Origin of the sequence: Streptomyces sp. S4.7 (genome assembly GCF_010384365.1) — a bacterium.
In the GTDB taxonomy this organism is placed as follows: Bacteria; Actinomycetota; Actinomycetes; order Streptomycetales; family Streptomycetaceae; genus Streptomyces.
The window spans coordinates 7,548,598-7,574,789 of record NZ_CP048397.1 but is presented as its reverse complement, the minus strand read 5'-3'; the positions used below and the strand labels follow the sequence as shown (position 1 = coordinate 7,574,789).

At 70.8% G+C, this 26,192-nt stretch carries 24 protein-coding genes and 4 pseudogenes; 16 read left to right on the top strand and 12 right to left on the bottom strand.

Annotated elements, in window-relative coordinates:
• Positions 1-354 precede the first annotated feature (354 nt).
• From SSPS47_RS33200 to SSPS47_RS33160, 10 genes are all read left to right on the top strand, one after another.
• Positions 355-1,038 (top strand): response regulator transcription factor, encoded by a 684-nt coding sequence (locus SSPS47_RS33200; RefSeq protein WP_239065167.1) that lies wholly within the window; start codon positions 355-357, stop codon positions 1,036-1,038.
• A 910-nt stretch (positions 1,039-1,948) separates the two neighbouring features.
• Complete coding sequence (gene lanL, locus SSPS47_RS33195) at positions 1,949-4,720, top strand: class IV lanthionine synthetase LanL (protein ID WP_164254118.1); 2,772 nt, start codon at positions 1,949-1,951, stop codon at positions 4,718-4,720.
• Positions 4,717-6,654 carry an alpha/beta fold hydrolase gene (locus SSPS47_RS33190; protein ID WP_164254117.1) on the top strand — a complete coding sequence of 646 codons (1,938 nt, stop codon included), beginning with the start codon at positions 4,717-4,719 and terminating at the stop codon, positions 6,652-6,654. Before lanL ends, SSPS47_RS33190 begins: the two co-directional genes overlap by 4 nt.
• A gap of 34 nt (positions 6,655-6,688) precedes the next feature.
• Positions 6,689-6,841 carry an ALQxL family class IV lanthipeptide gene (locus SSPS47_RS33185; RefSeq protein WP_164254116.1) on the top strand — a complete coding sequence of 51 codons (153 nt, stop codon included), beginning with the start codon at positions 6,689-6,691 and terminating at the stop codon, positions 6,839-6,841.
• A gap of 45 nt (positions 6,842-6,886) precedes the next feature.
• Positions 6,887-7,045 (top strand): hypothetical protein, encoded by a 159-nt coding sequence (locus SSPS47_RS33180; RefSeq protein ID WP_164254115.1) that lies wholly within the window; start codon positions 6,887-6,889, stop codon positions 7,043-7,045.
• A gap of 44 nt (positions 7,046-7,089) precedes the next feature.
• Positions 7,090-7,212 carry a hypothetical protein gene (locus tag SSPS47_RS36120; protein WP_275405185.1) on the top strand — a complete coding sequence of 41 codons (123 nt, stop codon included), beginning with the start codon at positions 7,090-7,092 and terminating at the stop codon, positions 7,210-7,212.
• Between the two features lie 106 nt (positions 7,213-7,318).
• Positions 7,319-9,061: an ABC transporter ATP-binding protein gene (locus tag SSPS47_RS33175; RefSeq protein WP_164254114.1), complete on the top strand. Its 1,743-nt coding sequence runs from the start codon at positions 7,319-7,321 to the stop codon at positions 9,059-9,061.
• Complete coding sequence (locus SSPS47_RS33170; RefSeq protein ID WP_164254113.1) at positions 9,058-10,815, top strand: ABC transporter ATP-binding protein; 1,758 nt, start codon at positions 9,058-9,060, stop codon at positions 10,813-10,815. The genes SSPS47_RS33175 and SSPS47_RS33170 overlap by 4 nt, the downstream gene beginning before the upstream one ends.
• 60 nt (positions 10,816-10,875) lie before the next feature.
• Positions 10,876-11,693 (top strand): IS5 family transposase gene (locus SSPS47_RS33165; RefSeq protein WP_164255273.1). Its coding sequence is split into 2 segments (ribosomal slippage): positions 10,876-11,227 and positions 11,227-11,693, totalling 819 coding nucleotides; the frame shifts between segments, so codons are not numbered across the junction.
• Between the two features lie 693 nt (positions 11,694-12,386).
• Positions 12,387-12,773, top strand: a complete 387-nt coding sequence (locus tag SSPS47_RS33160; protein WP_164254112.1) for a hypothetical protein — start codon at positions 12,387-12,389, stop codon at positions 12,771-12,773.
• A gap of 54 nt (positions 12,774-12,827) precedes the next feature.
• Here the strand turns inward: SSPS47_RS33160 and SSPS47_RS35020 are convergent, their stop codons facing one another.
• The 4 genes and pseudogenes from SSPS47_RS35020 to SSPS47_RS33140 form a co-directional block, all read right to left on the bottom strand.
• Positions 12,828-13,028 carry a hypothetical protein gene (locus SSPS47_RS35020; protein WP_203557991.1) on the bottom strand — a complete coding sequence of 67 codons (201 nt, stop codon included), beginning with the start codon at positions 13,026-13,028 and terminating at the stop codon, positions 12,828-12,830.
• Positions 13,029-13,053: 25 nt separating this feature from the next.
• Positions 13,054-13,758: an NADPH-dependent F420 reductase gene (locus tag SSPS47_RS33150; protein ID WP_164254111.1), complete on the bottom strand. Its 705-nt coding sequence runs from the start codon at positions 13,756-13,758 to the stop codon at positions 13,054-13,056.
• Positions 13,759-13,788: 30 nt separating this feature from the next.
• Positions 13,789-14,832, bottom strand: a pseudogene (locus tag SSPS47_RS33145) (LLM class flavin-dependent oxidoreductase).
• Positions 14,833-14,884: 52 nt separating this feature from the next.
• Complete coding sequence (locus tag SSPS47_RS33140) at positions 14,885-15,256, bottom strand: DoxX family protein (protein WP_164254110.1); 372 nt, start codon at positions 15,254-15,256, stop codon at positions 14,885-14,887.
• Positions 15,257-15,448: 192 nt separating this feature from the next.
• Between SSPS47_RS33140 and SSPS47_RS33135 the strand changes: the two genes are divergently transcribed.
• Both SSPS47_RS33135 and SSPS47_RS33130 read left to right on the top strand, forming a co-directional pair.
• The gene (locus SSPS47_RS33135) at positions 15,449-16,090 is read left to right on the top strand and encodes a TetR/AcrR family transcriptional regulator (RefSeq protein WP_164254109.1); all 642 of its coding nucleotides are present in this window, start codon (positions 15,449-15,451) and stop codon (positions 16,088-16,090) included.
• A 319-nt stretch (positions 16,091-16,409) separates the two neighbouring features.
• Positions 16,410-17,666 carry an LAETG motif-containing sortase-dependent surface protein gene (locus SSPS47_RS33130; RefSeq protein ID WP_164254108.1) on the top strand — a complete coding sequence of 419 codons (1,257 nt, stop codon included), beginning with the start codon at positions 16,410-16,412 and terminating at the stop codon, positions 17,664-17,666.
• A gap of 317 nt (positions 17,667-17,983) precedes the next feature.
• Here the strand turns inward: SSPS47_RS33130 and SSPS47_RS33125 are convergent, their stop codons facing one another.
• The 7 genes and pseudogenes from SSPS47_RS33125 to SSPS47_RS33095 form a co-directional block, all read right to left on the bottom strand.
• Positions 17,984-18,616 (bottom strand): SMI1/KNR4 family protein, encoded by a 633-nt coding sequence (locus tag SSPS47_RS33125; protein WP_203557990.1) that lies wholly within the window; start codon positions 18,614-18,616, stop codon positions 17,984-17,986.
• Between the two features lie 322 nt (positions 18,617-18,938).
• A complete protein-coding gene (locus tag SSPS47_RS33120; RefSeq protein ID WP_164254107.1) occupies positions 18,939-19,595 on the bottom strand; it encodes a response regulator transcription factor in 657 nt (218 codons plus the stop codon).
• A complete protein-coding gene (locus tag SSPS47_RS33115) occupies positions 19,583-20,674 on the bottom strand; it encodes a hypothetical protein (RefSeq protein ID WP_239065166.1) in 1,092 nt (363 codons plus the stop codon). The genes SSPS47_RS33120 and SSPS47_RS33115 overlap by 13 nt, the downstream gene beginning before the upstream one ends.
• A complete protein-coding gene (locus SSPS47_RS33110) occupies positions 20,667-21,668 on the bottom strand; it encodes an ATP-binding protein (protein WP_275405202.1) in 1,002 nt (333 codons plus the stop codon). The genes SSPS47_RS33115 and SSPS47_RS33110 overlap by 8 nt, the downstream gene beginning before the upstream one ends.
• Positions 21,623-22,159, bottom strand: coding sequence for an SDR family NAD(P)-dependent oxidoreductase (locus tag SSPS47_RS36115; RefSeq protein WP_275405184.1), 537 nt, complete (start codon positions 22,157-22,159; stop codon positions 21,623-21,625). The genes SSPS47_RS33110 and SSPS47_RS36115 overlap by 46 nt, the downstream gene beginning before the upstream one ends.
• Before the next feature lie 217 nt (positions 22,160-22,376).
• Positions 22,377-22,913, bottom strand: a complete 537-nt coding sequence (locus tag SSPS47_RS33100; RefSeq protein ID WP_164254106.1) for a hypothetical protein — start codon at positions 22,911-22,913, stop codon at positions 22,377-22,379.
• A 257-nt stretch (positions 22,914-23,170) separates the two neighbouring features.
• A pseudogene (locus SSPS47_RS33095) lies at positions 23,171-23,880 on the bottom strand (N-acyl homoserine lactonase family protein).
• A gap of 247 nt (positions 23,881-24,127) precedes the next feature.
• Here SSPS47_RS33095 and SSPS47_RS33090 point away from each other — a divergent pair.
• Positions 24,128-24,337 carry a hypothetical protein gene (locus SSPS47_RS33090; protein ID WP_164247442.1) on the top strand — a complete coding sequence of 70 codons (210 nt, stop codon included), beginning with the start codon at positions 24,128-24,130 and terminating at the stop codon, positions 24,335-24,337.
• A gap of 22 nt (positions 24,338-24,359) precedes the next feature.
• Positions 24,360-24,461: pseudogene (locus tag SSPS47_RS35860) on the top strand (GNAT family N-acetyltransferase); the annotation flags it as partial.
• A 49-nt stretch (positions 24,462-24,510) separates the two neighbouring features.
• Here the strand turns inward: SSPS47_RS35860 and SSPS47_RS35855 are convergent.
• A pseudogene (locus SSPS47_RS35855) lies at positions 24,511-24,621 on the bottom strand (SRPBCC domain-containing protein); the annotation flags it as partial.
• Positions 24,622-24,965: 344 nt separating this feature from the next.
• On the opposite strand from SSPS47_RS35855, the gene SSPS47_RS33080 reads away from it, so the two are divergent.
• Together SSPS47_RS33080 and SSPS47_RS33075 are read left to right on the top strand one after the other, a co-directional pair.
• On the top strand, positions 24,966-25,352 hold the full coding sequence (locus SSPS47_RS33080; RefSeq protein ID WP_164254104.1) for an SH3 domain-containing protein: 387 nt from the start codon (positions 24,966-24,968) through the stop codon (positions 25,350-25,352).
• 223 nt (positions 25,353-25,575) lie between these two features.
• Positions 25,576-26,139 (top strand): dihydrofolate reductase family protein, encoded by a 564-nt coding sequence (locus SSPS47_RS33075; protein WP_164254103.1) that lies wholly within the window; start codon positions 25,576-25,578, stop codon positions 26,137-26,139.
• The last annotated feature ends 53 nt before the right edge of the window (positions 26,140-26,192 follow it).

The following is a 26,192-nucleotide window of genomic DNA, read 5'->3' as shown; positions in this document are numbered from 1 at the left end:
CCTGCCCCCCGCCAGATGGTCCGCGAGATGCGGTCCCCGACGGCTCGGAGCCCGCGTCATCGGTTCTCTCGTTTCCCCCGAAATTCGCATGATCACAGGGGGAGTCGACCGGTGGGACAGCCCATCGCTTGTGGGGCGAACAACCGGCACATTCAGGCACCTGGCCGGACTATCGTTCCCCTCGTCCGTCGGCGGGTGAACAAGCAGTCCACGCCCGCCGAAGACCAACGGGGAGGAACGGCGTGAACACTGTCGGGGATACGGAACTGGAGGCGCGGCACAGAAGACGGCTGGCCCTCGCGAGAGCCGTCGGCACGCCGACCGCACCCCGATCGGAGTGTTGGGAGGTGTGTGGTGGTCGTGCGTGTCCTGGTGGTCGATGAACAGGCGCTGTTCCGCGCCGGCATCCGGCAGCTCCTGGTGGGCGCGGACGGCTTTGAACTGGTGGGCGAGGTGGAGTCGACCGAGGGGGCGATGGGCATACTGCCGGAGCTGTCTCCCCCGCCCGATGTCGTGCTGATCGAGCCCCGGGGCGGCGCGGGAATGGCCGCCATCCGGGCCCTGCGGTCGGGGCTCGCCCCGGCGTGGAGCGCGGTGAACGGAGCTCGGCGCGGCAGGACCCCAAGTGTGCTGGCCGTCTCGGTCCGGGACGACGACGACTCGGTGGTGGCGGCCATGCGGGCCGGGGTGAGCGGCTACATCACCAAGCGGGCCTCCGAACAGGAGCTGCTGCGCGCCATCGAGATCGTCGCCGAGGACGGCGCCGTGTTCAGCGCGGGGATCGCGCGGAGGCTGGGCGAGTACTTCTCGGAGCCCTGCGCGATGTCGTACCGGTCGGCGTTCCCGCAGCTGACGATACGTGAGACGCAGGTACTCGACCTGCTCGCGCGCGGCTGGAACAACGGCCGGATCGCCAAAGACCTGGTGCTGGCGGAGAAGACCGTCCGCAACTACGTCTCGCAGATCCTCGGCAAGCTGGATGTGCGCTACCGGATGGAGGCGGTCGTGCGGGCGCGCGAAGCCGGGCTCGGGATCTGAAGCGTGTCGCGAAGTCCCGTCCGGCTCACGGCATCCGGCACGTCCACACGCACGCACGCACACCACGTCGCCATCAGTCACGCCAGTACGTGCGGAGTCACGCGAGTACGTCCGGCCCCTCCACGACGCCGACCCGGCGTCCTGCGAGCCCACGCACCTACGAGACATCAGCCGCTTCGCGGCGGGCCTGAGTCCCACCCTTCGGGCGGACGACGCCACCTCCGCAACACGCTCCAGTGGTCCGCCCGCCCGGTGGTGAGATTCCCCCCGGGCGACCCGGCCGCTTGCTCCGGCCCTGTCCTGCGGATCCCGCCGGGCCCGTGGTCCCCGGCGCGCACGCCCTCCCTCCCGTAGCACCGAGGGGACACGGGACACCCAGCCGCCTTGCGATCGCACGTACTGTCGTGGGCCCGGCCGGCGACCCGGTGGATCGCGCCATCGGCCGGTTGCGTGAGCGGACCGGCCACGGGGGTACACCGCACCCCGAAGACGAGTGCCGGCAGCCCCTCGCGTCCGTTCTCACCGCCGGACACGCCGGTAACGCCGGACGGGCCGTAAACACCGGTGACACTCCTGCCTTCGCGCACGAGATGGCCCGACCGCTTGAGGCGGTGGCGCGGCACAGTCACCCGCCACGACAAGGCCGCGACCGCGAGCTGTCCGGCAGTCCGGCAGGACGCCACCGCGCGAGCGGCTGCCTCCGGTCCGCACACCGATCCCGACGAAACCGCCTGCACGCGATGACGACACCGGGGCGGATCGCCCGAAACCGGCAATGGAACCGGAATCCGGGACTTCCGAGCCAGGACATTTATGGGACGGCCGCCCCAGGAGTCCGGGACACCGGGCTGTCTAGCGTGTGAAGCCGCGCCGAGCACCGGTGCGTTCGTTCTCACCGCCGGGAGCCACCGTGAGCAGCCAACCCCAGCACCCCGACCATCTCTACGTTGGCGACTTCCTCGGCGTCAAGGACGAGGTGGTCGCCCTCCACGGGTGGGACCATTCCATGGACGAGATGTGGTGCCACGTCATACCACCCGGGCACTACTCCCGCCCCCAGGGCTGGAAGATCCACCTCTCGGCGACGCCGAGCTCCGCGGCCTCCGTCCTCCGCAGCGCCGCCCGTGTGCTGCTCGAACGCGGCGTCGCCTTCAAGTTCGCCAAGGGTGTCGCCCAGCTGCGGCAGTTGCTGTCGGTGCGCTGCAACCGCGGCAGCGGCGGCAAGTTCATCACCGTCTACCCCCAGGACGACCGGCAGTTCGCGGAACTGGTCGAGGAACTCCACCGGGTCACCGACGGCATGACGGGGCCGAAGATCCTCTCCGACCGCCGCTACCGGCCCGGCAGCCTGGTGCACTACCGCTTCGGCGGCTTCTCCGGACGCCAGCAGATCCTCGACGCCGACGGTTCGTACGTGCCGATGCTGGTCACGCCCGACGGCGGCTGGTTCCAGGACAAGCGCGAGGCCTGGTACGCGCCGGTGCCCTGGGCCCCCTCGCCCCTCCCCGACGAGACCCCGGTGCGAGGCGAGGGGGAACGCGGTCAGCAACAGGTGCTGCTCGACTCCCGGTTCGCCGTCTTCGAGGCGATCCGGCACTCCAACCGCGGCGGGGTCTACCGGGCGAAGGACGGTGACACCGACCAGAACGTCGTCATCAAGGAGGCACGCCCCTACGTCGCGGCGGAGTTCGACGGCACCGACGCCCGCGACTATCTGCGCAACGAGCACGAGATCCTGCGGCTCTTCGAGGGAATGGCCATCGCGCCCCGACCGGTGTCGCTCTTCGAGTACCAGGACCACGTCTTCCTCGCCGAGGAGGAGATCCCCGGTGTGACGCTGCGCGCGTGGGTGGAGCGTCAGGTGCGCGACCACCCCGAGCACCTCATCTCTGTGGACGCGGTGCTGCCGATGGCCCGGCAGCTGGTCGACCTGGTCGCCGTCGTCCACGACAAGGGCCTGGTCTTCCGCGACCTGACGCCGAACAACGTCATGGTCACCCCCGACGGCGTCCTGGTGCTTATCGACACCGAGTTCGTGACCCGCCCCGGCGAACTGGTGACCCGGGTGATGACGATGGGGTACGTGGCGCCGGAGGAGATGGCGGGCCCGGCACGCTACCCCGCGCCCGGCCAGGACACCGACCTGTACAGCCTGGGTGCGTCGCTCTTCTACCTGTGCACCGGGATCCACCCGCTGCTGGGCGAGGACGCCTCCCCCGAGCCGCGCCCGCTCGACGACCGGCTGGCGTTCCTGGTGAACGCGGTCGCCGGCACCAGCCCCACCCTGCGCACCTTCGCACCGCTGGTGCTCGGCCTGCTGCGCCAGGACCCGGAGAAGCGCATCGGGCTGTCGCGGGTGAAGGAGTTGCTCACCTCGCTGCCGCGGCAGCGAGACGCCGATACCAACGCCGATGTCGAAGTCGACATCGACGCGTTGGCGTCGGCACCCGTAAGGCTGCCGGCCGACGAGCAGCAGCGTCTGCTGGACGACGCCGTCCGCGAACTCCTGACGGCGATGACGCCCGAGGACGAACGGGCCCTGTGGCCGGCCGTGCCCTACGACGGGCGGCTGTTCGACTCGTTGAGCCTGCAGGCGGGCTGCGCCGGCTCGATCGACGCGTTGCGACGCACGCTGGCCGTCAAGGCCACCGACGAGACCGACGAGGTGCGGCGTGCCCTGCGGACCTCGGTGACCTGGCTGGAGGCCCGGCTCCGCCAGGACCAACGGCTCCTGCCCGGCCTCTTCTTCGGCCGCGCCGGCACCTGCTGGGCGCTGTACGAGGCTGCTGAGGCGCTGGGGGACGAGGACGCCATGCGGCGCGCGGTCCAGCGGGCGAAGCGGCTGCCGGTCGCCTGGGCCAACCCGGACATCACCCACGGCGTGTCGGGCTCCGGCCTCGCCCAGCTTCACCTGTGGCGCCGTACCGGTGACGAGGAGCTGGCCCGGCGGGTGGGGATCTGCGCCGATACGGTGCTGGCCGCCCGCCCGTCCGGCGGGTCGATGCTGTGGCAGCTGCCCGAGTCGCCCAACGACCGCACCGCGACCGGCCCGACCCATCTGGGGTACGCCCACGGGGTCGCCGGCATCTGCACGTTCCTGATGACGGCCGCCCGCGATCTGGACCGGCCCGAACTGCTGGCGACAGCTGTCGAGGGCGGCGACTACCTGCTCTCCGTCGCCCAGGAGCTGGGGGACGGCGTCACCTGGCCGGTCCTTCCCCCGGAGCCGGGCGACGAGCCACACGACGGGGTGTGCTGGTGGTGCAGCGGCGCGTCCGGCATCGGCACCTTCCTGATCCGGTTGTGGCGGGCCACCGGCGAGGCCAAGTACCGCGAGGCCGCGCACCGGGCGGCGGTGGCCACCCGTGCCGAGAAGTGGTTCCTGTCCGCGAGCCACTGCCACGGCATCGCCGGCAATGCCGAGTTCCTGCTCGACATGGCGGCGGCCACCGGCGAGCAGCGCTACCGCGACTGGGCCGAGGAGTACGCCACCTGCCTGGCCCGGCTGTGCGTCCAGCGCGACGGCCGCCTCGTCCCCATTGACGACGTGTCCCTGAAGACCACCTACAGCTACAACCTCGGGCTGGCCGGCTCGATCGGGTTCCTGCACCGGCTGCGCCACGGTGGCGAACGCTGGTGGATGGTGGACGACTTCGCCCTGGCGCCGGAGGGCCGGCGATGAGCGGTGCGGCGCCCGCCGTAGTGGACCGGTCCCGGTTCTCGGACTCGCTGTGGGCGGCCCTGACCACCCTCAGGTCGCGCTTCGGTTTCCGTTTCTCCGCCACCGGGAACCGTGCGGCGGCCCTGGTCACCGACGGCCGCGGCCGGATGTTCCTGGAGACCTGGGACCTTCGCGGGGACACCCCGGTCTGCCGCGGGGTGCCCGGCTTCGAGCGGGCCGCGTCCAACGTGATGCTGCAGGGGCAGCCCACCGACATCGTGCCGTTCGACGACGGCTCCGTGCTGGTGCTGGTGGCCCGGCCCGGTTCCCATGATCTGGTGGTCGTGCTGCCCGACGGCGAGGAACGCGCCGTGGGTTCGGTGCCCGGAGACCACGTCACCGCCGCCGGCCGGCCGGACGGCCGGCCCGGCGCGCTGCTCCTGACGCGAGTCGGGAACGACCCGGCCGCCGCCTGCACGGCGTGGACGCTGACGGGCTCCCCGACCGGACCGGCCGGACCGCCGGTGCGGGCCGGGGAACTGCCCGCGCTGCTGCTGCGTGGCGGCGGCTGGCTCGACCCGGCCGGCGAACGGTTCCAGGTCAACGTCCGCGTCGACGACCACGTCCGCCCCGCCGCGTTCCATGTGGGCGACGGCGGCCACGACTTCCTGTACGACGGCTCTGACGGCTCCGGTGACTCCGGTGGCTCCGGTGGCTCCGGCAGCGACACGGTGCTGCTGACCGCGCCCGAGGCCGGCGTGCTGCTGGTGGCCACCGAACGCAACGGCAGGCACGTGCTGCGCGCCGGACCGGCCGCCGGCCCACTGCGTACCCTGCTGGCACCGGAACAGCTGGCCGGTGAGGTCCGCCCGATCGCCCTGCGCGGCGACGGCAGATGGGCGCTGCTGCGCCGCACCAGCGGCCTCTCCTGCGACCTCGCCCTGCTCGACACCCACCGCGACGCCGTCCACCTCCTCGCCGCGCCCGGTGGCCGGGTCCTGGGTCCCGCAGCCTGGCGCGCGCCCGCCGGCGCCGACGAGGGGCCACCACGGCTCTGGTGCCTGTCGGTCGGCGCCGACACGCCCGCGCGGCTGATGGGTGCCACCGTTTCCGGGGCCGGTGAGGCGCGGTGGGTGGAGGCCGACGACGGCACCCCGGCCGGCCGGTGGCCCTGGGCGCCGGGCCACGTGGAGACCTTCCCCGGCCCGGCAGGTGATGTCGAGGCCCTGGTCTGCGGCCACGAGGACTGGCGCACCGCCAAGCACGTCGTGCTGGCCCTTCACGGCGGGCCGGCCGGCATGTGGCGGCTCAAGTTCCACCAGCTGTTCCAGGTCTTCGCCGACGCGGGCGTCACCGTCATCGCGCCCAACCCACGCGGCAGCATCGGCTACGGGCAGGCGTTTCACGCACACGTGGTCAACGCCTGGGGCGGCCCCGACCTGGCCGATGTCCTGCACCTGGCCACTCACATCCGTGGCCACCGGCCCGCGGACCGGGAACCGCCGGCGCTCCACGGGCACAGCTACGGCGCGTTCCTCGCGCTGCTGGCGGCCTGCGCCGCGCCCGAGCTGTGGTCGAGGGTGGTGGCCGTCGCACCGTTCCTGTCCGGCGAGTCCCTGTACCAGGAGGCCACGCCACCGGTCCGCGCCATGATCGACCGGCTCGGCGGCCGACGGCGGGTGGTCGACGAGCACGGCCCGCGCGACCTCGCCGAACCCGGCCGACTACCCCGGCTGCGGGCGCAGTTGCTGATCCTCCACGGCGACGGGGACGACGTCGTCCCCGTCGGCCAGTCCCGCGCGCTGGCGCGGCGGCTCGCCGAACTGGGGGCAGTGCCCGGCGTGGACTTCCACCATCACGAAGTGAGCGGTGCGGGGCACACCCCGCTGGACGGCTCCCAGAACCTCCACCTGGCCACGGCGCGATTCTTGGCCGCGGGCGGGTGGAGTCCGTGACGACGACGAGTGCGGAGAGGAGGTGAGAGACACCATGACACTGGATCTGGAGGCACTTCAGGAGCTGCGGGCCACGGAGGAGAGCGGTGGTCTGGCCGACTGCTGCCCGCTGCCCGACTGGCTGTACCCCACGAGCTGCTGCGAACTGACCGTCGTGACCTGCTTCGGCTGCACCTTCACGGGCTGACGCACACGACGAAATACCGACAAGCATGGAGAGGAGGTGACTCCCGTGACATTTTCCGTGGACGCGCTCCAAGAGTTCGATTCGACGGAGGAGGCAACTCTGGGCGCACTGGACTGCTGCTGGAACTCGCTCACCGAGAACTGCCCCATCTTCGGCACCAGCGGCCTGACGACCTGCCACAGCTGCACCAATACCAACGGCTGATGGTACGGCCGCCAACCGCCTGTCGCTGAAAAGGAAAAGAGATCATGGCCATTGACGTCGAGCTGCTCCAGCAGCTGCCGGAATCCGAGGAAGCTGCGAACTCGGAGTTGGGCTGTTGCGGATTTGGCAGCGTGCTGACCTGCCCCGCTTACACCTTCGATTTCTGATTCGAAGGCACCCCGGCGGCTCGGCAGAGCCGTCGGGGTCGGCAGGTCGGACCATCGGCAGATCGGACCGACCGACACCACACGACACGGCGAAGTGAGGACTTCCATGCAGCAGCGCGATCGGCTCCTGTGGCAGGTGGCGAGATCGACCGGCGGCTGGACGTCCCTGTTCCTGGGGGCGGCCATGCTCGACGCCGCCGCGTCCCTGGCCATGCCGGTGGTGCTGGCTGCCGCGATCGACGCCGCGCTCGGCGGTGATTCGACCGGCCCCGCCCTGGTCTGGCTGGTCAGCCTGCTGGCGGTTTCCACGCTGGCTCAGCTCACGGCCGAGCTGGTCGAGGCCACCACGGCGGCGCGGGCCACGGGGAGGCTGCGCCACCGGGCACTGGGCCACCTGTTCGCCCTCGACCTCGGCGGCCAGCGGCGGTTCGCCGAGGGCGACCTGCTGAACCGGCTGCTGCAGGGCACCGCCGAGACCGCCAAGGTCGGTCCCTCCATGGCCGGAGCCGTCGTCGCCCTGCTCACCTCGATCGCCGGGATCGTCGCGCTGCTGCTGATCGACCCGCTGGCCGGCCTGGTCTTCCTGCTGGGCGCCCCGGTCGTGTGGCGGCTGGCCCGGGGATTCCTCGGCAGCTCGACCGAGCTGACCGAGCGTTACCAAACCGCTTACAGCGGCCTCGCTGCCCGTTTCGTGGACGCGATGAGCGGGGTGCGCACCATCCGCGCCAGCGGCACGGCCGACCGCGAGGCCCGCCGCGTACTCGTCCCGCTGCGCGACCTGCGCCGCTACGGCGAGGCGCTCTGGAACGCCCAGCGGGATGTGGGCTGGAAGCTCGCCGTGCTGGTGGCCGTCCTCCAGGTCAGCGTCCTGGCGACCGCCGGACACGGGGTGATCGCCGGACGGGTCAGCCCCGGCGAGCTGATAGCGCTCAACACCTATCTGGGCTACGCCTTCGGCGTCTTCCGGCAGGTCGGCACCCTCGCGCACCTGGGCAGGGCGCGCGGCTCGGCGGCCGGCATCAGCGAGGTGCTGCACACCCCGGCGCCCGCCGGCGCCACCGGTCCGCCGCTGCCCGCCGGTATGGGCGCCGTGAGCCTGCGCGGGGTGCGCGTGTCCGACCGCGACCGCGCGCTGCTCGACGGCGTCGACCTCGACATTCCGGCAGGCGCCACCGTTGCCGTCGTCGGCGGCTCGGGCGCGGGCAAGTCGACGCTGGCCGCTGTCGTCGGCGGGCTGTGGCAGCCCGACGCCGGTGCGGTGACCATCGACGGCATGTCGCTGTGGCAGGCCGACCAGCGGTCGGTACGGGACGCTGTGGCCCACGCCTTCGAACGGCCGGTGCTGCTCGGCGGGACCGTCGCCGACGCAGTCGCCTACGGCGACCGGCCGGTGACGCCGGACGCGTTGCGCGGGGCGCTGCGCGACAGCCGCGCCGAGTCGTTCGTCGAACGGTTGCCGCTCGGCCAGGCCACGCCCGTCGCCGGACTGCGGCTCTCCGGCGGTGAACTCCAGCGCCTGGGCCTGGCCCGCGCTCTCTGCCGGGACGCCAGGATCCTGGTGCTGGACGACACCACGTCGAGCCTGGACACCGTCACCGAGCGGGAGGTCTCCCTGGCCATGGACCGCGCGGCGCGGCACCGCACCCGGCTGGTCGTCACCCACCGCGCCGCCACCGTGCGCCGCGCCGACCTGGTGGTGTGGGTGGAGGACAACGGGATCCGGGCCACGGGCAGCCACGAGACGCTCGCCGCCGACCCGGACTACCGCGCTCTCTTCCAGCAGCCGCAAGGCGACGCTGCCGAATACATCCCGCTGGTGGCAGAGCCCCGGACGATGGAGCAGGCATGACGGTGACAGCCAACGCCAAGCCCAGCGGCAGGGCACAGCTGCGCCCTGCCCTCGCCGGCCAGCGCCGCTCCCTGCTGGTGCTGGCCTCCTGGTCGGTCCTTGAGGCGGCCCCGGTCCTTCTGTCGGGCCAGCTCGTCGCCGCCGCGCTCGACCGCGGTTTCCTGGCAGGTGAGTTGGCCGCGGGACTGGCGTTCCTCATGCTCTACGGCACGGCGATGGTGCTGGGCGCCTGGGCCGCGCGGAACGCCATCACCCCGCTCGCCGCCATCGTGGAGGCCGCTCGCGACGCGTTGGTCCGCGCCGTCGTCCAGGCCCGGCTCGCCCACGCCGCCCAGGGCAGCGGCCCCGTGGACGCCAGCACGGTCGCCCGACTGACGCGGCAGACCGAGGGCGTGCGGCAGATCCTGGCGGCGCTGCTGATGATGGCCCGGACCGTGGTGTTCTCGCTCGGCGCCGCGCTCGCCGGCCTGGCCACGCTCCTCCCCGAGATGGCCGGCGTAACGCTGGGCTGCCTCGCCGCCGCGGGCGCGTTGCTGGCGCTGCTGTCGGTGCTCTTCCGGAAGCGCTACCGCGAGGCGCTGATGGCCGAGGAGCGGCTGGCGGGGAGCGCGGGCCACGCCGTGTCCGGCCTGCGGGACGTACTGGCGTGCGGCGGCGCGGACACGGCGACCCGGCGCGTCGGGCACGACGTGGACGCCAACGCGGCCGCCTCCATAGCGGCCGCCCGCATCGGGGCCTGTCGGATCGGGGTGGTGGTGATCGGTGCCCGTGTCCCGCTGATCGCGACCCTGGCCATGGCACCGTCGCTGTTGCGCAGCGGCGCCGTCACCCCGGGGCAGATCCTCGGCGCCGTCACCTACCTGATCTCCGGGCTGGAACCTGCGCTGCGGCTGTTCGCGCAGAGCCTGGGCAACATGGGGGTCCAACTCCAGGTCCTGCTGCGACGGCTCGCGGAACACACGGCCCGGCCACCCGAATCGCCCGGCCCGCCGGACGCCGCCTCACCCGGCCGCGACCACGTTCCCTCCCTCTCCCTGCGCGGCGTCACCTTCGCCTATGGCCCGCACTCGGCACCGATCGTCGATGACCTCGACCTCGACGTCCCGTACGGCGACCACCTGGCGATCGTGGGGCCCAGCGGCATCGGCAAGTCGACGGTCGCCAACCTGATGGCCGGCCTGGAGCCCTGCCGACGCGGTGAAGTCATGCTCGGCGGCATCCGGCTCGGCGCGCCGGCCGGTCCGTGGCTACGGGAGGCCGTCGCGCTCGTCCCGCAGGAGTCCTACGTCTTCGCCGGGACACTGCGGGAGAACCTCGCCTACCTCGCCCCCGAGGTGTCCGACGACGAGCTGGCGTGGGCCGCCGACCTGGTCGGGCTGGCGCCGGTGATCAAACGGCTCGGCGGGTTCGACGCGCTGATCGAACAGACCGCTGCCCTGTCCGAGGGGGAACGCCAACTGATCACGCTCGTGCGGGCGTACGTTTCGCCGGCGCGATTGGTGATCCTCGACGAGGCCACCTGCCACCTGGATCCGGCGGCTGAACGACGCGCGGAGGAGGCGTTCGCCGACCGCCCCGGCACCCTGATCGTCATCGCGCACCGGATCAGCTCCGCGATGCGGGCCCGCCGGATTCTCGTGCTGGACGGGAGTTCCGTACGGATCGGTGACCACCATGCGCTGCTGCGCGACTCGCCGCTCTACGCCGACCTGGCCAACACCTGGGCCGCCGTCCCGGAAAGAACGACGTCTTAGAGGTCCTAACAGAAGTCCGTGTTGGTGTGACTGTCGGCCTGGTTGCTCGTTGGGCTGTTCGTGGGGAAGAGGGAGTCGCGTCCGTGGGTTGTTTCGGATGAACTGTGGTCGCTGATCGAGCCGTTGTTGCCTGTGCCGGGGCCGAAGCTCGTGGCCGGTCGGCCGAGGGTGCCGGACCGGGATGCGCTGTGCGGGATCCTGTTCGTCCTGCACACCGGGATCCAGTGGGAGTATCTGCCGCAGGAGCTGGGCTTCGGTTCGGGCATGACGTGCTGGCGACGGCTTGCCGCATGGAACGAGGCCGGCGTCTGGGACAGGCTCCACGTCGTGCTGCTGGCAAGGCTGCGTGCGGCGAAGCAGCTCGACTGGTCGCGGGCGGTGATCGACTCCTCCCATGTCCGGGCTGCTCGGCGGGGCCCAAAAGCGGACCCAGCCCGGTCGACCGCGCACGTCCGGGCAGCAAGCACCACATCCTTGTCGACGGGCAGGGCATCCCGCTCGCGGTGTCGCTGACCGGCGGCAACCGCAACGATGTCACCCAGCTGATGCCCTTGCTCGCGAAAATCCCGTCGGTCCCAGGACTCGTGGGACGACCTCGTCGACGGCCTGATGTCCTGCTCGGCGACCGCGGCTACGACCACGACAAGTACCGCCGTCTGGTCCGGGCCCAGGGCATCAAACCGGTCATTGCCCGCCGCGGCGTTCCGCACGGCTCCGGCCTCGGTGTCCACCGCTGGGTTGTCGAGCGCACGATCGCCTGGTTCCACGGCTTCAGACGTCTCCGCATCCGCTGGGAACGACGCGACGACATCCACGAAGCCTTCCTCGGCATCGCCACCTGTCTCATCACCCACCGCCACGTCCAACGCCTTTGCTAGGACCTCTTAGACGGCGTCCTGTGTGGTGACCACTCGTTGGTCCGCTCATGGGGCGGCGTGCATGGAGTTGGATTGTTCCGGACGGCTCGTGGGAGTTCGCCAGGCCGTTGATTCCGGAGGACAGGGCAAGCCGGGTTCCAAGATGTTGTTCCCATTGGTGGTTGCGGGACGGTCGGTTCACGTGGACAGCGTGTGGGCGGCGGGCACAAGGTGCACACGCTGACGGTGGAGGGCCACGTGTTTCTGCGCCTCGGAGTGGGCCTCTGAACGACCCCTGTGAGCTGGTGTTTTCGGGCACAGCGAAAGACGGGCCGCCTGGGTGCCAAGGCATGTCTCTATGCTCCGTGACGCCGCTTCCTGCTCTGGTGGACGTGAAGACCGTGACGGGGCGTTCCCTCTGTCCTGAGGCGTCTTCCGGCCCGCACACTCCGGAGCGGTCGACGGGCGGTCACCGGCAAAGGGAAGGACTCACCTGATGCGCCGCTGGATTGCCGCCACAGCCGCGGTCACCGTCGCAGCCGTCGTCGTTGGCTTGTTGTACTTCACCGGCCACGACGCCGAGCGGACGCCGAGCGGACGCCGAGCGGACGCCGAGCGGACGCCGAGCGGACGCCGAGCGGACGCCGAGCGGGCGACGAGGCTGAAGAGTCTCCCACCGCCGCGAAGCAGCCCACCGCGGGCGGACACCTGCTGGTGTACCCGAACAAAACCTGGGCGACCTTCCCCAGCCTCCAGGCGGCGATCGACGCCGGAAACGTCGCGGGCATCTCTGCCGTCGTGTTCTACGACAAGTACAACTACGACTCCACCGGGGCTACCCTCACCTACTCCGTCTCCCAGCGCTGCACTGGCTCAATACTCCCCATTGAACACAGATTCCCGAACTTCCCCAACGGCTGGAACGGCAAGGCGAGTTCGGTGAGCACCCGGCTCAGCCCCTACGCAGGGTGCAACGTGTGGATGTCGGCGGACGAAGGCTACGAGGGCGAGTGCGGGAACAAATGGATCGACAAGCACTGGGACCTGAACCAAGTACCCTACGGGTGCGACAACAAGGCCAGCTCCTTTGAGATGTCCTAGACTTGCCCCTTTTCTTCCGGCCTCGAACGGTCTTCCGGGTTGCGCACCCGGCTGCTAGCCGGAGGCGGACTGCCGCACGCCGTCGTCGTACCTTTCCGCGGCGTTGCGCAGGAGTCGGCCGTCCGGTGCGACGCCGAACTGTCGCACGTGTTCACGCAGCACGCGGATGAGCACCGGAGCGATGGGCACCGCCCATGTGGCCTCGGCCGGCACGGAGAACGGGAGGTGCGTTGCGCCCGCGCCCGGATCGGCCAAGGGCCCAACGCCCTATCCAGCTCGGTCAGGCGGCGGTGGCACGGGAGGTCGCCGCCGCCCGGCCGCGCTTGGAGTCCGGGAACTGCCTTAGCAGTTCGCGCAGTTGCGGTGCTGGGGTGTTCGCGCCGAAGACCGGGGTGCCGGGCTCCATGCGTACCCCTTCGGCGAGCGCTCCGGCCTCGACCGGATCGAAGCCGAGGGCATCCACCAGCGCGGTGACGGTGGCCACGGCCTGGGGGGCGTCACCGGCGACGGCGATGGCGCGGCGGCCGGGCGCCCCAATGGTGAGGTCGGGGCGGGCGCCGTCCTCCAGGTCGTGGTAGCCCATGTGGTTGAAGGCTTTCACGACGTGGGAGCCGGGCAGGTGGGCCTGGACGAGCTCGCTGGAGGAGGTGCTCGGGTCGGTGAGGTCGTCGCGGATTCCGTCCACCTCCCACCAGTAGTTCATCGCGTCGACGACGAGCTTGCCGCGCAAGGCCTCCACCGGGACACTGCGGTATTTGCCGAGGGGCAGGGCGAGGATGACGAGGTCGGCCTCGGCGGCGGCCCGTTCGGCGGTGACGGGCTCGGCGCCCGGGGCGAGAACCTCCACGGTGAGGGCGATGCGCTCCGGTGCGCCCGAGCCCGCGATCCGGACCCGGTGGCCGGTCGCGACGGCAAGGCGGGCCAGCACCGTGCCGACCTTGCCGGCGCCCAGGATGCCGATCGTCGCAAGCGGGCGAGTGCTCATTGCGTACTCCTTTGCTGCGGTCAACCGCGTTCAGCCGGCCAGCAGTTCGCGGACCATCGGGATGACCTCGGTGCCGTACAGCTCGACCGCCCGCAGCCGGGCGCTGACCGGCTGGGCGCCGCTGGTGTAGACGAGGTCGAACCGGCCGACGCCGAGTTGCTTGATGGCGACGGCCATCTTGCGGGCGACGGTCCGGGGGGCGCCGACGTACATCGAGCCGTGTTCGAGCTCGGCCTCGTACTCGCTCCGGGTGACCGGCGGCCAGCCGCGCAGGGCCCCGATCGTGTCACGGACGATCTTGAAGTGCGGCCAGTGCAGGGCACGGGCCTCTTCGTCGGTGTCGGCGACGAACCCCGGGGAGTGCATGCCGACCGGGTGCGCGGTGGTCCCGAACTGCTCGGCGGCGCGCTGGTAGAGGTCGATGTAGCGGGTGAAGCGGGACGGGTCGCCGCCAATGATCGCGAGCACGAGCGGCAGCCCGTAGTGCGCGGTGCGGATCACCGACTGCGGGGAGCCGCCGACCCCGACCCAGGTGGGCAGGCGCCCGGACTCGGTCTTGGGGAAGACGTCCGCGTTCTGCAGCGCGGCACGCCGGGTGCCCTCCCAGGTGACCGGCTTCTCCTCCAGCAGCTGGACGAACAGGTTCAGCTTCTCCTCGAAGAGCACGTCGTAGTCGGCCAGGTCGTAGCCGAACAGCGGGAAGGACTCGGTGAACGAGCCCCGGCCCAGGATGACCTCGGCGCGGCCGTTCGAGAGCGCGTCCAGGGTCGAGAACCGCTAGTGGACGCGTACCGGATCGTCCGAGCTGAGCACGGTGACACCGGCGGTGAGCCGGATCCGCTCGGTACGGGTGGCGATGCCCGCCAGCACCGTCTCGGGCGTGGAGACGGCGTATTCGGGCCGGTGGTGCTCGCCGAGCGCGAGCGCGTCGACCCCGATGGAGTCGGCGAGCACGGCCTCGTCCACGACCTGCCGGATCGCGCGGGCGTAGGAGACGGGACGGCCCTGGTCGTCCTGGGGGACGTCGCCGAAGGTGTCGAGGCCGAAGAGGACGTCGCGCGTGACGGCCGACATGGCGGGCTCCGTTTCGGAGGAGGAACTGGGTAGGGGGAAGCTTTCGGGCGGCTTACCAGGCGTACGGGCCGAAGCGGCCCCAGGCGATGACGATCGCGATGGCGAGCAGGGCGATGTTGCCGCCGACGTTCGGCCATTCGCCGCGGCGGGCGTGGGTGATCACCGCACCGATCATGATCAGTGCGACGCCGACGGCCGCGAGCGGCGTGAGCACGGTGGCGATGCCGGTCGCCGCCGGGAGGATCAGGCCGAGCGCGGCCAGCACCTCCAGTGCGGCGATGGTCTTGACCTGGCCCGCGCTGAAGCTCTTGGCCCAGGCCATCGACTCGGCGGTCTTCCCGTAGGGCTGGGCGAGCTTGCCGCCGCCGGCGGCGAGCATCCCGGCGGCGAGCAGGGCCTGCAGGATCCAGAGGAGGACATTCATGTCGGAGTCCGATTTCGTTCGACGGGAGGGGACGTGGCCGGGCGCGGGGCGCCGCGCACCGAGCGCTGCGATGGAGGGTGCAGAGCCCGGGGCGAGGAGCCGGTGGCGAAGCCTCGGACAGCATAAGCGGACTCCACCCCGGTTATATTCCGGCCGCCCGGACAGATCGCGAAGCGGGGATAGATTTGCCGTATGGATCGAACGCCCCTGTCTCTTGGACGGCCGCGCGCCGAGCGCGCCGACGCCGCCCGCAACCGGGAGCAGCTCCTGGCGGTGGCCCGCGAGATGGTTGCCGAGCTGGGGGCGGACAAGGTCACCATGGACGGCCTCGCCGAAGGCGCCGGTCTGGGCAAAGGCACCGTCTACCGCCGCTTCGGCACCCGCGCCGGTATCTTCCACGCCCTGCTCGACGACGACGAGCACGCCTTCCAGCGCGAGGTCCTGGCCGGCCCGCCTCCGCTCGGCCCCGGCGCGAGCCCCCTGGAGCGGATGGTCGCCTACGGCCGGGCCCGCATCGCCTTCCTCACAAGCCACATCACGATCGTCCGTTCCGCCCTGGACCACCACCGGCCTGTTCCCGCCGAGGGGGGCAGCGCCTTCACCCAGGCCCATATCCGCATGCTGCTCGGCCAGGCGGGCACCGGCGTCGCCGACCTCAACAGCCTGACCATCCAGCTCACCAGCGCCCTCGAAGGCCCTTTCATGATCTTCCTGGCGCTGCCGGGGACCGGCCCCGAGCCGAGCGCCGAGGCAGACGCCGCCTTCGAGCGGCGCGCCCGCCCGCTCGGGGACAGCTGGCAGACCCTGGTCGAGAGAGTCTGCCACCGGGCCTGAACGCGTTCGCTCCGTGGCGCCGTGCGTCTTCTTTCGCCGCCCGCAGCGCCGGATCCGCGAGATCCGAGCAGGCCGGCTCGCCTCCGTCCGATCCGGTGCTGCTCGGCGGTGGCGAGGTGCGTCCAGCAGGGCGGCGGCCTCGCTGAAGGGGCCGATCGTGTGCGGGCCGGTAAGGCGTACGCCTCCCGCAGGAACCGCGCCTACCCCAATCCGGCCCGACACGTGCAACTGTTCGGGGCCGGTAAGTGTCTAGGGGGTACAGGTGGCCGTTCCGCTGAACGCCTTACGCTCAGCGCTGTCTCGACAGAGGATTCCGTCAATGCCGACCCCGCCGTACCGACGCCGCGTCCCCCGTTCCGCCATCGCCACCCTCGGTGCCGCCGGGCTTGTCGCGCTGGGCGCCACTCCCGCTGCCGTGGGCGACGAGACGCCGCCTTCCCTGGCCCTCGGAGACATCAAGCCGATCACCGGAGTGAAACCGGGGAGCCCGGTCGATCTGCCGGTCACCGTGGTGAACAACGGCACCACGACCGTCGAGAAGGTGTGGATCAAGTACACCGCCACCCGGGGTCTCGCCTTCCCGGAGGTTCCCTCCAACTGCCAGAAGCAGTACGTCGGTGCGTACGACGAGATGCCCGAGCGGTGGATCGCGATATGCGCGTTCGACAAGGCGGTGAAGCCGGGCGTCGCCTACAAGCCGCAGAAGCCGTTCGCCGTCAAGGCCGAGAAGCACGCCTTCGACGACGAGATATGGGTGACCGTCACGGATTACGAGCCGTCACCGGACGAGAACAGCAATCCGGTTCCGGGCACCGCACCGGAGATCGAACTGATCGAGTCGCCGACCGGGGGTACGGGGTCCACGGACCGGTTCAGGGTGCCCGTCACGTCGGTCAACACGGCCGACTACAAGGTGACGGGCGCGGCGTTGCGGGGGAAGCCCGGCGACACGGTGACGATGAAGGTGACTTTCACCAACACCGGCCCTGGCTGGGTCTGGTCGAGGCCGGAGACTCCGTGGACCTCCGTCCTGGTCACGCTTCCCGCCGGAACGTCGGTCGTCAAGCCCGACTTCTACTGCAAGGCCAAGGGCAAGGTGTACAACTGCGGCCTCACGACCCGCCCGCAGGAACACCTCGAGACGGCGACCTTCACCTTCAAGTTGAAGATCGACAAGAAGGTGGCGGGCGCCAAGGGCTCGGTGGCGTTGAGCAACAGGAAGCTGCCGTTCGACCCCGACAAGACCAATGACACGGCCCCCATCACGCTGGAGGTCACCGGCGGGGAGACAGGCGCGACGGGCGGTACGACCGGCGGCACGGACGGTGGCTCCGGCTCGACCGGCGGGTCAAGCGGCGGTTCCACCGGCTCGACGGGCTCGACGGGCTCGACGGGTTCGACGGGCGGACCGTCGTCGGCCGGCGGTGCCGGTACGGCCACGACAGGCGGCAACCTCGCGACGACCGGCGCCTCCTCCCCCACTCTCCCGATCGCGGGCGCGGCCGCCGCAGCGGTCGTCACGGGCGCGGGCACCATCCTCGTCGTACGCCGTCGCCGGGCGCGGCACGACAGCTGACGGACTGACGACGCGCGCGGCCCCGCCCCCTGTCGCCCCCGGTGCGGGGCCGCGACCTGGTCCCTCCGTACCTCGTAGGTGAGTTGGACAGCATTCTCCGCAACGCCTCCACGGAAAGGGTGACAAGAACGTGGAGTGAGCCTCGTCCTGACGGCACTGCCCGATGGACACATCGCGCTCGTTCGCGGGCCGGAGCCAGTCAGTGACGTCCACGTAGAACGTTTGTCGATGCGTTGTGAGAACGACCGTGGGTCAGACACCTTGGGAATGCCCGCGAGAAGTAGGAGCAGTCGGGTAGCGGTCTGCGACGGGAACAGTCAGGGCAGCCCGATCGGGGCGGCCTTCAGCGGGTGACCATGCAGCTCGCGGCAGCCCTCTTCGTCCCACCACATCCCACCTTGCGTGGTGAGGTAGGGGTGCGGCCCGCGGACGTCTCCGCCTTGATGAAGCGCTTGCGCGACCGCGTGGAGAAGGCTCGCCAGGTCGGGCCAGGATTCAGTGAAGTCACCGCCACCGCTGTGGCCTGCCCAGCCGAGGCGTCCCATGTCAGGTCCGGGACGTTGGTCGATGATCTGTGCCGCGCCATCGGCGCTCTCAGCCCAGGGAACCCAGAGTGGGTGCCACCAAGGCTCGTCCTCCCAGGGGCGCGGGGTCAGTCCGTCGTTCTCTGCCGCGACGTCCATGCAGGTCTGCCACTGCTCCACGATGCCGTTCAAGGCGAGGGGGGACTGCTCCGGCAGGATGGTTGTCCAGGTGCTCACGCCGTTGTGGCATTGCAGGGACTCAGCGAGATCACCGGGGACTCGGGCGCCGGGAATCCGCTCTGCGTGTCGAATCTCGTCCGGTGTCGCTGGTGGATCGAGGTGTGCGAAATCGGAGGCCACGTGCGCCGCCAGCCAGGCGTCGATCAGGCGCCAGGATTCCGACGGGGGCAAGATCAGCTGTGCCATGGCGCCATCCTGCCCCACACGTCTGACAAGGTGAATCGACCGGGACCAGGAGACCACAGACACCACGATGCCGTAGCTGCACGAGCACAGGGCCACGGCCGCCCCCAAGGGGTGGCCGTGGCCCTGTGCGTGAAGGCAGGAGAGAGCTCGATCACCGTCCCGCTCATGTCGTCATCGAGCACCGGTCAGCCAGGCCGGACAGCCGCTCCGTCCACGTCGCGGTCCGCGGCGGCCCCGGATCGAGATCAAGTGATGGCGATACTGCAGGTTGGATGGGCCGGCGGCCTGCGCGAACCCTTTGGTGCGGGACGAGGCATTTCCCTCACAGGTCGTCCAGGCCGATCAGTCCCTCCTGGATTGCCCGTGCCAGGAGTGCGGCTTTGGTCGGGGCCTGTCTGCCGCTCATCGCGTATTTGACGCGGATGTGTTCGAGATGGGTGTTCACCGTGTGCGGGGATATGCCGAGGCGCCGGCCGACGAACGCTTTCGACTCGGACTGGAACCATTCGATCAGCACCTCGGTCTCGCGGGCCGAGAGACTGGGGCGGGTTGCCGAGCGGTCTCCGGCCAGCGCGCCTGCCAGCGAGGGCGGGGTGTAGGCACGGCCCGCCGCCGCCATCACGGCGGCCTCCAGGAGATGCTCGGCACCCTCGGCCTTGGTCAGGTAGCTCAGCGCCCCCAACTCCAGGCACTGCAGGGCGGTGTCGTCGTCCGCGCGCATCGAATAGACCACGAGCCGCCGTCCCGCCTCGGTCAGCCTGCGCAGCTCACCCATCGCGGGTACGGGCCCGCCCAGGTGCAGGTCGAGGATCACCACGTCGGCGTCGACGCCTTCGCCGGTCCAGGCGGCCCGGACGTTCTCGCTTGAGGCGGCGACCCGGATCGGCGGCGTGCCCGCCGCCAGCCACTGCGCGATCCCGGCCCGTACCGCGGGGTGGTCGTCGATGATGACCGCGGTCAGCCCGGTCACTTCCGCCATCGCGTCTCCAAGCGCTGGAATTGCCCGTACCGGCCGTATTCAACCTCGACCGGCCCGGTGGAGGTGGTGGCGGCCACCGCTCGGGCGTCGGCGATCACGGCGATGCGCACTTCCTCCTCGGTGCGCAGCACACTCACTCTGGCACGCCGTCGTGCCGCCGACAATGCTGTCACCAGTGGCCCTGTCAGCTCTTGGCGGATGTGGAGGGGCAGTTCGACGGCTGCACCGCTGACGGCGAAGGACACGTCCACACCTCGCCGTTCGGCCACATCGACGCAGGCGGTGACCTCGTGGACCAGAGGGTCGGGTACGTCGTCGTTCTGCGCGAAGAGGCGGCGCAACTGTGTGGCCGTCAGGGCGCACTGCCGCCGGGTGTCCTCGTCGCGCGGATCGGTGACCTCGTCGGCCAGAGCGGCGAGCAGCGGCAGGACCGTGCCCAACTGTGCGGCGAACAGGTGGCGTTGCCTTTCCCGCCACTGGTGCGCCGCGAGCATCCTGGTCAGCAGCCGGTCGCGTTCCTCGGCCGCCTCCGCCGCCTCCCGGCTGCGCCCGCACAGCACCCCCGTGATCACGACGACGGCCAACTGCACGCTGACCGCGCTGAAGGTGGCGGCGCCGGCCGCGCCGAGGGCGGCGCGGTCGGGCGTGCCCGCGATCAGGAACAGCCCCGCGCTCATCGCCGTGTGCGCGGCCAGGACGGTGACCAGGACCCGGACCCGGTCCAGCAACAGCAGCAGGACGTACCAGCCCGCCAGGCCGAAGGACCACTCGGGTGCCTGGAAACGCCGCTCGGGTGAGACGGCCACGGTGGCCGCGGTCGCGGCAGCGAGGACGAGCAGGGTGCCCGCCACCATGAGCGCGACGGGCAGGGGCCTGCGCCTGAGCGCCCACCAGGAGCCGGCGCCCGTGACGCCGGCCAGGACGGCGAAGGCGCATACGGCCAGGGCCGGGTGACGGTAGTCCTCTTCCAGCAACGGGCGCAGGGACAGGCCGAACAGCAGGACGGCCGTGGCGCAGACCAGGACGATCCGCATCGTCGCGTACACGTGCCCGGTGGCCGTTTGCCGCTGCTCAGTCACCGGGCCACTCCAGGCGTGCACAGGTCCCCGCCCCGGGCCGCGAGCGGACCGTGGCGCACCCGCCGGCGGCGGCCATCCGTTCGATGATCGAGCCGCGGATGCCGCGCCGGGAGGGCAGTACCCCGGCCGGGTCGAAGCCCACTCCGTCGTCGGAGACCACCACGACGACACGCTTCCCGTCCCGGCGTACGCTCAGCGAGGCAGAGTCGGTCCGGGCGTGGCGCCGCACGTTGACCAGTGCCTCGTGCACCGCACGGACGAAGGCCAGGGCCACCGAGGCGGGTACCGGTCCGCCGGCCTCCTCGGTACGGACATGGACGTCGACCCGGCTGCGGCTCAGGACAGTACGCAGAGAGACCGGCAGGTCCACGGGGCTGTCCTGCGCGGCGGACTCGCCCGCCGTGCCGGTGAGTATGGCGAGGTCGCGGCGGGCGTACGCGGCGACCTCGTCCGGATCGGCGTCCTGGCCGCGCACCGCCACCATGAGGAACGTCGAGGCGGCCGTGTTGTGGAGCAGCGCGAGGTATTCCCGCTCCTGGCGGTGCCGGGCCACGGCCAGCGCCTCGGCGCGGGCCAGTGCCGAACTGCGGCGGCGCAACTGGTCGACCCGCCGCCCCGACCGGCGCAGCAGGATGAAGCCCAGACGGGCGAGGAAGCACTCGAAGACCAGGCGCGGCACGAGTGTGTCGATGGCCTCGGAGCCGATCACGGTCAGGTCGAAGGCGAGAAGCCCCACGACGCAGGGCACGGCCACCACCGGGGACCACTCCCACTGGAGGGTGATCGCCGTGGTGGTCAGCACGTTCAGGGCCCACAGGCTCGTCGCTCCGCCCAGCGCGTCCTGGCCGGCGCAGACGGCTACGACCCGTAGGAGGGCGCAACCCAGTGGCAGCACCGGGGCCCGCCCGGTGAGCCCTGTCCAACAGTCCACCGCGGCCCCGGCGAGCATCAGACCGAACAGCGCGTACCCCAGGGGCAGCGCCTGCTCCGGCACCCCGAGGAGGCCGAAGGCGCTGATGACCACGACCGTGACACCCCGCACGGGGCCGGCCAGCCGGCGTGCGGAGGCCAGGAACAGCGCCTCGGTACCGCCGCTCCAGGAGGTGGTGTCCGCCACGGCCGGGTCAGGATTCCGAAGGAGCGGCCTGAGGCGGTGGGGCGCCTGCGCGGGCATCGGAGCACCGCCTCCTGGGCTGGGTTGCCCGCATTGTTGACCAGGACGTCGATCCGTCCGCCGGGCACCCGCGTCGCCTCCCGCGCCAGCGCCTGTGAGGCGGCGGGGCTGCCGTCCAGATCGGCTGCCACGAAGTCGGCGCGGCCTCCGCGGGCCCGGATACCGTCGACGACCTCTCGGCCCCGCTCGGCGCTGCGACCGGAGACGACGACGTGTGCCCCCTCGGAGGCAAAGGTCTCCGCGATGGCTCGCCCAATATCGCTGGTCGCCCCGGTCACCAGGGCGGTCTTGCCCTCAAGCCTCATCGACATGGTCCACTCCGTTGCTCGTCATGTGGTTCTCCCCCGCGGACCCGAAAGGCCGGGCGTGTGTCGCCTTGGCCGTACGGGCGGCTCTGGTCCGCCAGGACACAGGTGCCACTGTGCGACGCATAAAATGGACTGGCAAGTCCAGTCTCTTGGCTGTTCCCGTCGGTGGACGCACGCCCCTGCCGTCCCTGTCTCGCTGACATGTCACCCCACGGTCCGGCTACTTGATCAGGGCGTTCGCGACAATGATCACCAGGCCGATCAGCATGTCCAGACCCCCCGCCCGGCAGGAGGACGGCCATCCGTGCCCGGCGGTGCGGGCGGCCCAAGCCCCCCAGCCGAACAGGGCGACGGTGTTGAACAGCAGGGCCGCGTCCACAGCCGTGGCTTCTGCCCACCACCCCGCTACCGCGGCAAGCAGCATCACCACGGCGGGCAGCACGGCGGCGACCAGTGGCCACTCGGCGAGCACCAGCCGCACTCTGCCCACGGTGGCCGCCCCGTCGACGGAGGCACGCTGGGCGATGACGCGCGCGTACCCGTGGGCGGCGCCCGACGCCAGCGCGGTGAGCAGCACCCACAGCGCGTCCGGACCGGGATCGGCCTTCTCGCCCGTCGCGTCCAGCGCGGCCACCAGGGCGCTGGCCAGCACCAGGCCGTAGACGACGCTGAACAGCGCCTGCTCCGGCGGTCGGTGCAGCAGGGACGACCTTGGTGCGACGCCCCTACGGCGGACATGGTCGGCGCGCTCGGCCATCGCATCGCCTCGGTGCGGGAAGTGGGCTGGGTCCGCACATACTCACCCGCCTGACGTCAGGGAACACGACGCCACGCGCAAAGGGGCCAAGCGCGCCGGAGTCGGGCGCCGTGCCGTAACGGGGGGTACGGCACTCGACGCCCTTCACGATCAGGGTGCTACCGGGTACGCGGCGTCGCGGGCGCCGCCCGGCCGGTGTCGATGGTCAACGCCGCCGGTGCACGGTCGGGCGATGCGGCGGCATCGTTCGATCTGTCCTAGAAGGTGCTCTGCGCCGGTTCCCAGACCGAGCAGTCGTGAGCGAAGAGAACGCGTCGTGGGTCGAAGACGGCGAGTCGCTCCAGCCAGTGACGGTAGGCGGGCAGCGGCTGCTCCACGCCGTGAAGTGCCGCTTGGCGGGCCAGTTGGTCGGATGCGAAATGTGAGGCGAAGTCGTGCGCCTGGCCGGCGAGGACCACGGTGCCGTCGGCCTGCCGGAGGACCAGCGATTGATGTCCCCGGGTGTGCCCGGGTGTTGGAATGATCCAGACCCCCGGCCGGACCTCGGCCTCACCGGAGAGTTCCTCATAGGTCACGGCGGGGAAATCGATCAGCTCATCGACGGTGTAGCCGCCCTCGCGGGCGGCGGCCAGCTCGACGTCCTGGACCAGGATGGGCTTGCCACCGAGGAGGGGTTCCCGCCGCAGTGGTCGAAGTGAAGGTGGCAGTTCGCGACGAGCGAGATGTCGTCGAGGGCGACTCCGGCCGCGGACAGGGCGCCCCGCAGACTGTGGCGTCGGGGCCGGTAGTGGGCTTCGGTCTCGGGGTCCGCGTTGCCGATACCGGTGTCGAAGAGGATCAGGCCATGGTCGTGTCGCACCAGATAGGCAAGCACCGGTTCAACTCTCGGCTGCCGGCCGCCGGTCTCCGACGCAGGCCGGATGAAGCACCCCGGATCGAGCCGACGAACCATCATGTTCTCTCCCATGCGGCCATGCTGACAAGATTCTGGTGTACCGGCCCGCCGGTCTGCCGACGGCAGAACCATTACCGGCGTTCATCGGCCGCCGGACCGGCAGTTCACGTGCCGCGTTCATCCTGCGGCGAAGTCCTCCTGGCACACGGCCACGGAAGGGCCGTGTGCCAGGGACAGCCGCGTGCAGAACTACCTGGTGAACGTGCTGTAGTAGAAATGATGGTCGGCTCTCATCAGCAACGCCGCCCTGGTTGTGCCCGTGGAGTGGAAGTACCAGGACGGCTCATACAGGGCCGTCATCGACAACGCCCCTCCTGATGCAGGCGCAGTCGAGGAGAGCTGGATCAGAGTCGACGACCGGCAGGCGGACAGGCACTGGGCGGGCGTCGTGTTCGTCCTCTACGGGGAGCCCATGACCGAGAACCCCAAGAAGTGGAGGCATCGCCACGAGGACACCAACGGGTGGTGACCCGTGCGGCAGAGTAGGGGGTATGTCTGCGTACGGGACGATGCCCTTCCACCTTGAGACCGAGCGGCTGACACTGCGGCCGTGGGCCGAGTCGGACGCCGCTGGGTTCTGCTCCCTTCTCGCATGACGGAACTCCAGGCGCCGCCGGGCCGGACATCCAGGACGACCTCCTCGGCGCTTGCCCACTGCCCGTACTGGTCGGCTCGGGTCCAGGCGGCCCACACCTGCTCGACCGGCGCCTCCAGGGTGCGGGTGATGACGCAGTCGAAACCGGTGGCGGTCATATCCGTCTCCTTCTGTTCGACCCCGCAAGCGCGGGGTCAGGGCTCTCTTTCACAGAGAACGTCGGAGCCGATGACACCTTCTCGACAAGACCCGGAAGATTCTTTTCCCAGTGGTCTGTTGCGTACGACGCACGGCCCACCCGGCCGCCGGGTGGATGCCCGCGCCTCGTCCGGCGATCACCCGCCCCGTCGGCGGCGGACAAGCTCCTCGGTCTGCGCGCCCATCCGGGTGGAAGTCGGCGTTTCCTCCGAGGAAACAGGGCCCCGCCGCGCCCTGCCTGTGCCATGAAGGTGTCGCAGCCGGGGAGTCCCCGGCTGCTCACCGACAACACGAGGAACTCGCCATGAGCGCACCGCACACCGGGCACGGAATCGTCTCCGTACTCGCCGGGGTCCTGCTGGCCGGCACGGCACTCGCCGCCCCCGCCGTCGCCACCGACCAGCAGCCAGGCACCGGACCGGCCTCCGTCACCGCGCAGACCGACCAGGCTTCCGCGGCCGTCGCCCACAGGGGCCGGGTCATCGCCCACCCGGCGCTCAACGTACGCAAGACCCCGAACACCAACTACAAGCCCATCCGTTCGATCCCGTACGGCACCGTCATCGACATCAAGTGCAAGTCCAACGGCGAGCTCGTGGACGGCAACCCCCGCTGGTACCTGCTGAAGAAGGGCGGCTGGGTCGCCGCCCGCTGGGTCGAGAACATCAACGGCACCCCCCCGTGGTGCTGAACACGGCACACTGACCGCAACCCCGGCGGGCCGACCCGGCCCGCCGGTCGAAACGGGAGCCGCGAGGACGACGCCGTCCCCGCGGTCACGGCGGCTTCTTCCAGCCACTGGAGCAGGGCACTTGAGGAGCCGTCTTCAACGGCCCGGAAAATCCCGCGAGTCGCGATGAGTTCCACGGAGTCCGACGGTCGTACTGTCGCACCCGTTACCGAGGAGGACTCTGATGCGCAACGTGACCTATTCGATGAACACCTCGCTTGACGGCTACCTCGTCGGACCGGACGGCGGCTTCGACTGGGCGGCGCCGGACGACGACGTCTTCCGCTCCTGGATCGACGAGATCCGGGAGGTCGGCGTCCATCTGTTGGGTCGACGGCTGTACGAGACGATGCTGTACTGGGAGACCGCCGAGCAGGATCCCACGCTCGACGAATCGAAGCTCGAGTGGACCGCGCTCTGGAAGTCGCTCCCGAAGGTCGTGTACTCCAACACCCTGTCGACGCTGCAGGGCAATGCCCGCCTGGCCTCCGGCAGTCTCGTGGAGGAGATCGAGCGGTTGCGAGCCGAGCCGGGGGAAGGCGACATCGCGATCGGCGGCGCGACTCTCGCCGCCGAGGCGGCCGCGTCGGATCTGATCGACGAGTACCGGGCCAGGGTCTACCCGGTCCTGGTCGGCGGTGGCCTTCCGTTCTTTCCCCACGACGAGCGCCGGGTGGATCTCGAACTTGTCGAGACCCGCACCTTCAACTCGAAGATCGCCTACCACCGCTACCGCGTGGCGCGCTGAGTCGAACGAGGCGACGCCGCCGCAGTGTGGTGCCGCGGCCGCCTTGTTCATTG

Excerpts from the sequence above, each read along its gene's own strand:
- SSPS47_RS33150 (WP_164254111.1), bottom strand. The coding sequence starts at position 13,758 with ATGAGCACTCGCCCGCTTGCGACGATCGGCATCCTGGGCGCCGGCAAG.
- SSPS47_RS33130 (WP_164254108.1), top strand. The coding sequence starts at position 16,410 with ATGCCGACCCCGCCGTACCGACGCCGCGTCCCCCGTTCCGCCATCGCC.
- SSPS47_RS33185 (WP_164254116.1), top strand. The coding sequence starts at position 6,689 with ATGACACTGGATCTGGAGGCACTTCAGGAGCTGCGGGCCACGGAGGAG.
- SSPS47_RS33175 (WP_164254114.1), top strand. The coding sequence starts at position 7,319 with ATGCAGCAGCGCGATCGGCTCCTGTGGCAGGTGGCGAGATCGACCGGC.
- SSPS47_RS33125 (WP_203557990.1), bottom strand. The coding sequence starts at position 18,616 with ATGGCACAGCTGATCTTGCCCCCGTCGGAATCCTGGCGCCTGATCGAC.
- SSPS47_RS33190 (WP_164254117.1), top strand. The coding sequence starts at position 4,717 with ATGAGCGGTGCGGCGCCCGCCGTAGTGGACCGGTCCCGGTTCTCGGAC.
- SSPS47_RS33075 (WP_164254103.1), top strand. The coding sequence starts at position 25,576 with ATGCGCAACGTGACCTATTCGATGAACACCTCGCTTGACGGCTACCTC.
- SSPS47_RS33100 (WP_164254106.1), bottom strand. The coding sequence starts at position 22,913 with ATGGCCGAGCGCGCCGACCATGTCCGCCGTAGGGGCGTCGCACCAAGG.
- SSPS47_RS33170 (WP_164254113.1), top strand. The coding sequence starts at position 9,058 with ATGACGGTGACAGCCAACGCCAAGCCCAGCGGCAGGGCACAGCTGCGC.
- SSPS47_RS33135 (WP_164254109.1), top strand. The coding sequence starts at position 15,449 with ATGGATCGAACGCCCCTGTCTCTTGGACGGCCGCGCGCCGAGCGCGCC.
- SSPS47_RS33140 (WP_164254110.1), bottom strand. The coding sequence starts at position 15,256 with ATGAATGTCCTCCTCTGGATCCTGCAGGCCCTGCTCGCCGCCGGGATG.
- SSPS47_RS36115 (WP_275405184.1), bottom strand. The coding sequence starts at position 22,159 with ATGTCGATGAGGCTTGAGGGCAAGACCGCCCTGGTGACCGGGGCGACC.
- SSPS47_RS36120 (WP_275405185.1), top strand. The coding sequence starts at position 7,090 with ATGGCCATTGACGTCGAGCTGCTCCAGCAGCTGCCGGAATCCGAGGAA.
- SSPS47_RS33080 (WP_164254104.1), top strand. The coding sequence starts at position 24,966 with ATGAGCGCACCGCACACCGGGCACGGAATCGTCTCCGTACTCGCCGGG.
- SSPS47_RS33120 (WP_164254107.1), bottom strand. The coding sequence starts at position 19,595 with ATGGCGGAAGTGACCGGGCTGACCGCGGTCATCATCGACGACCACCCC.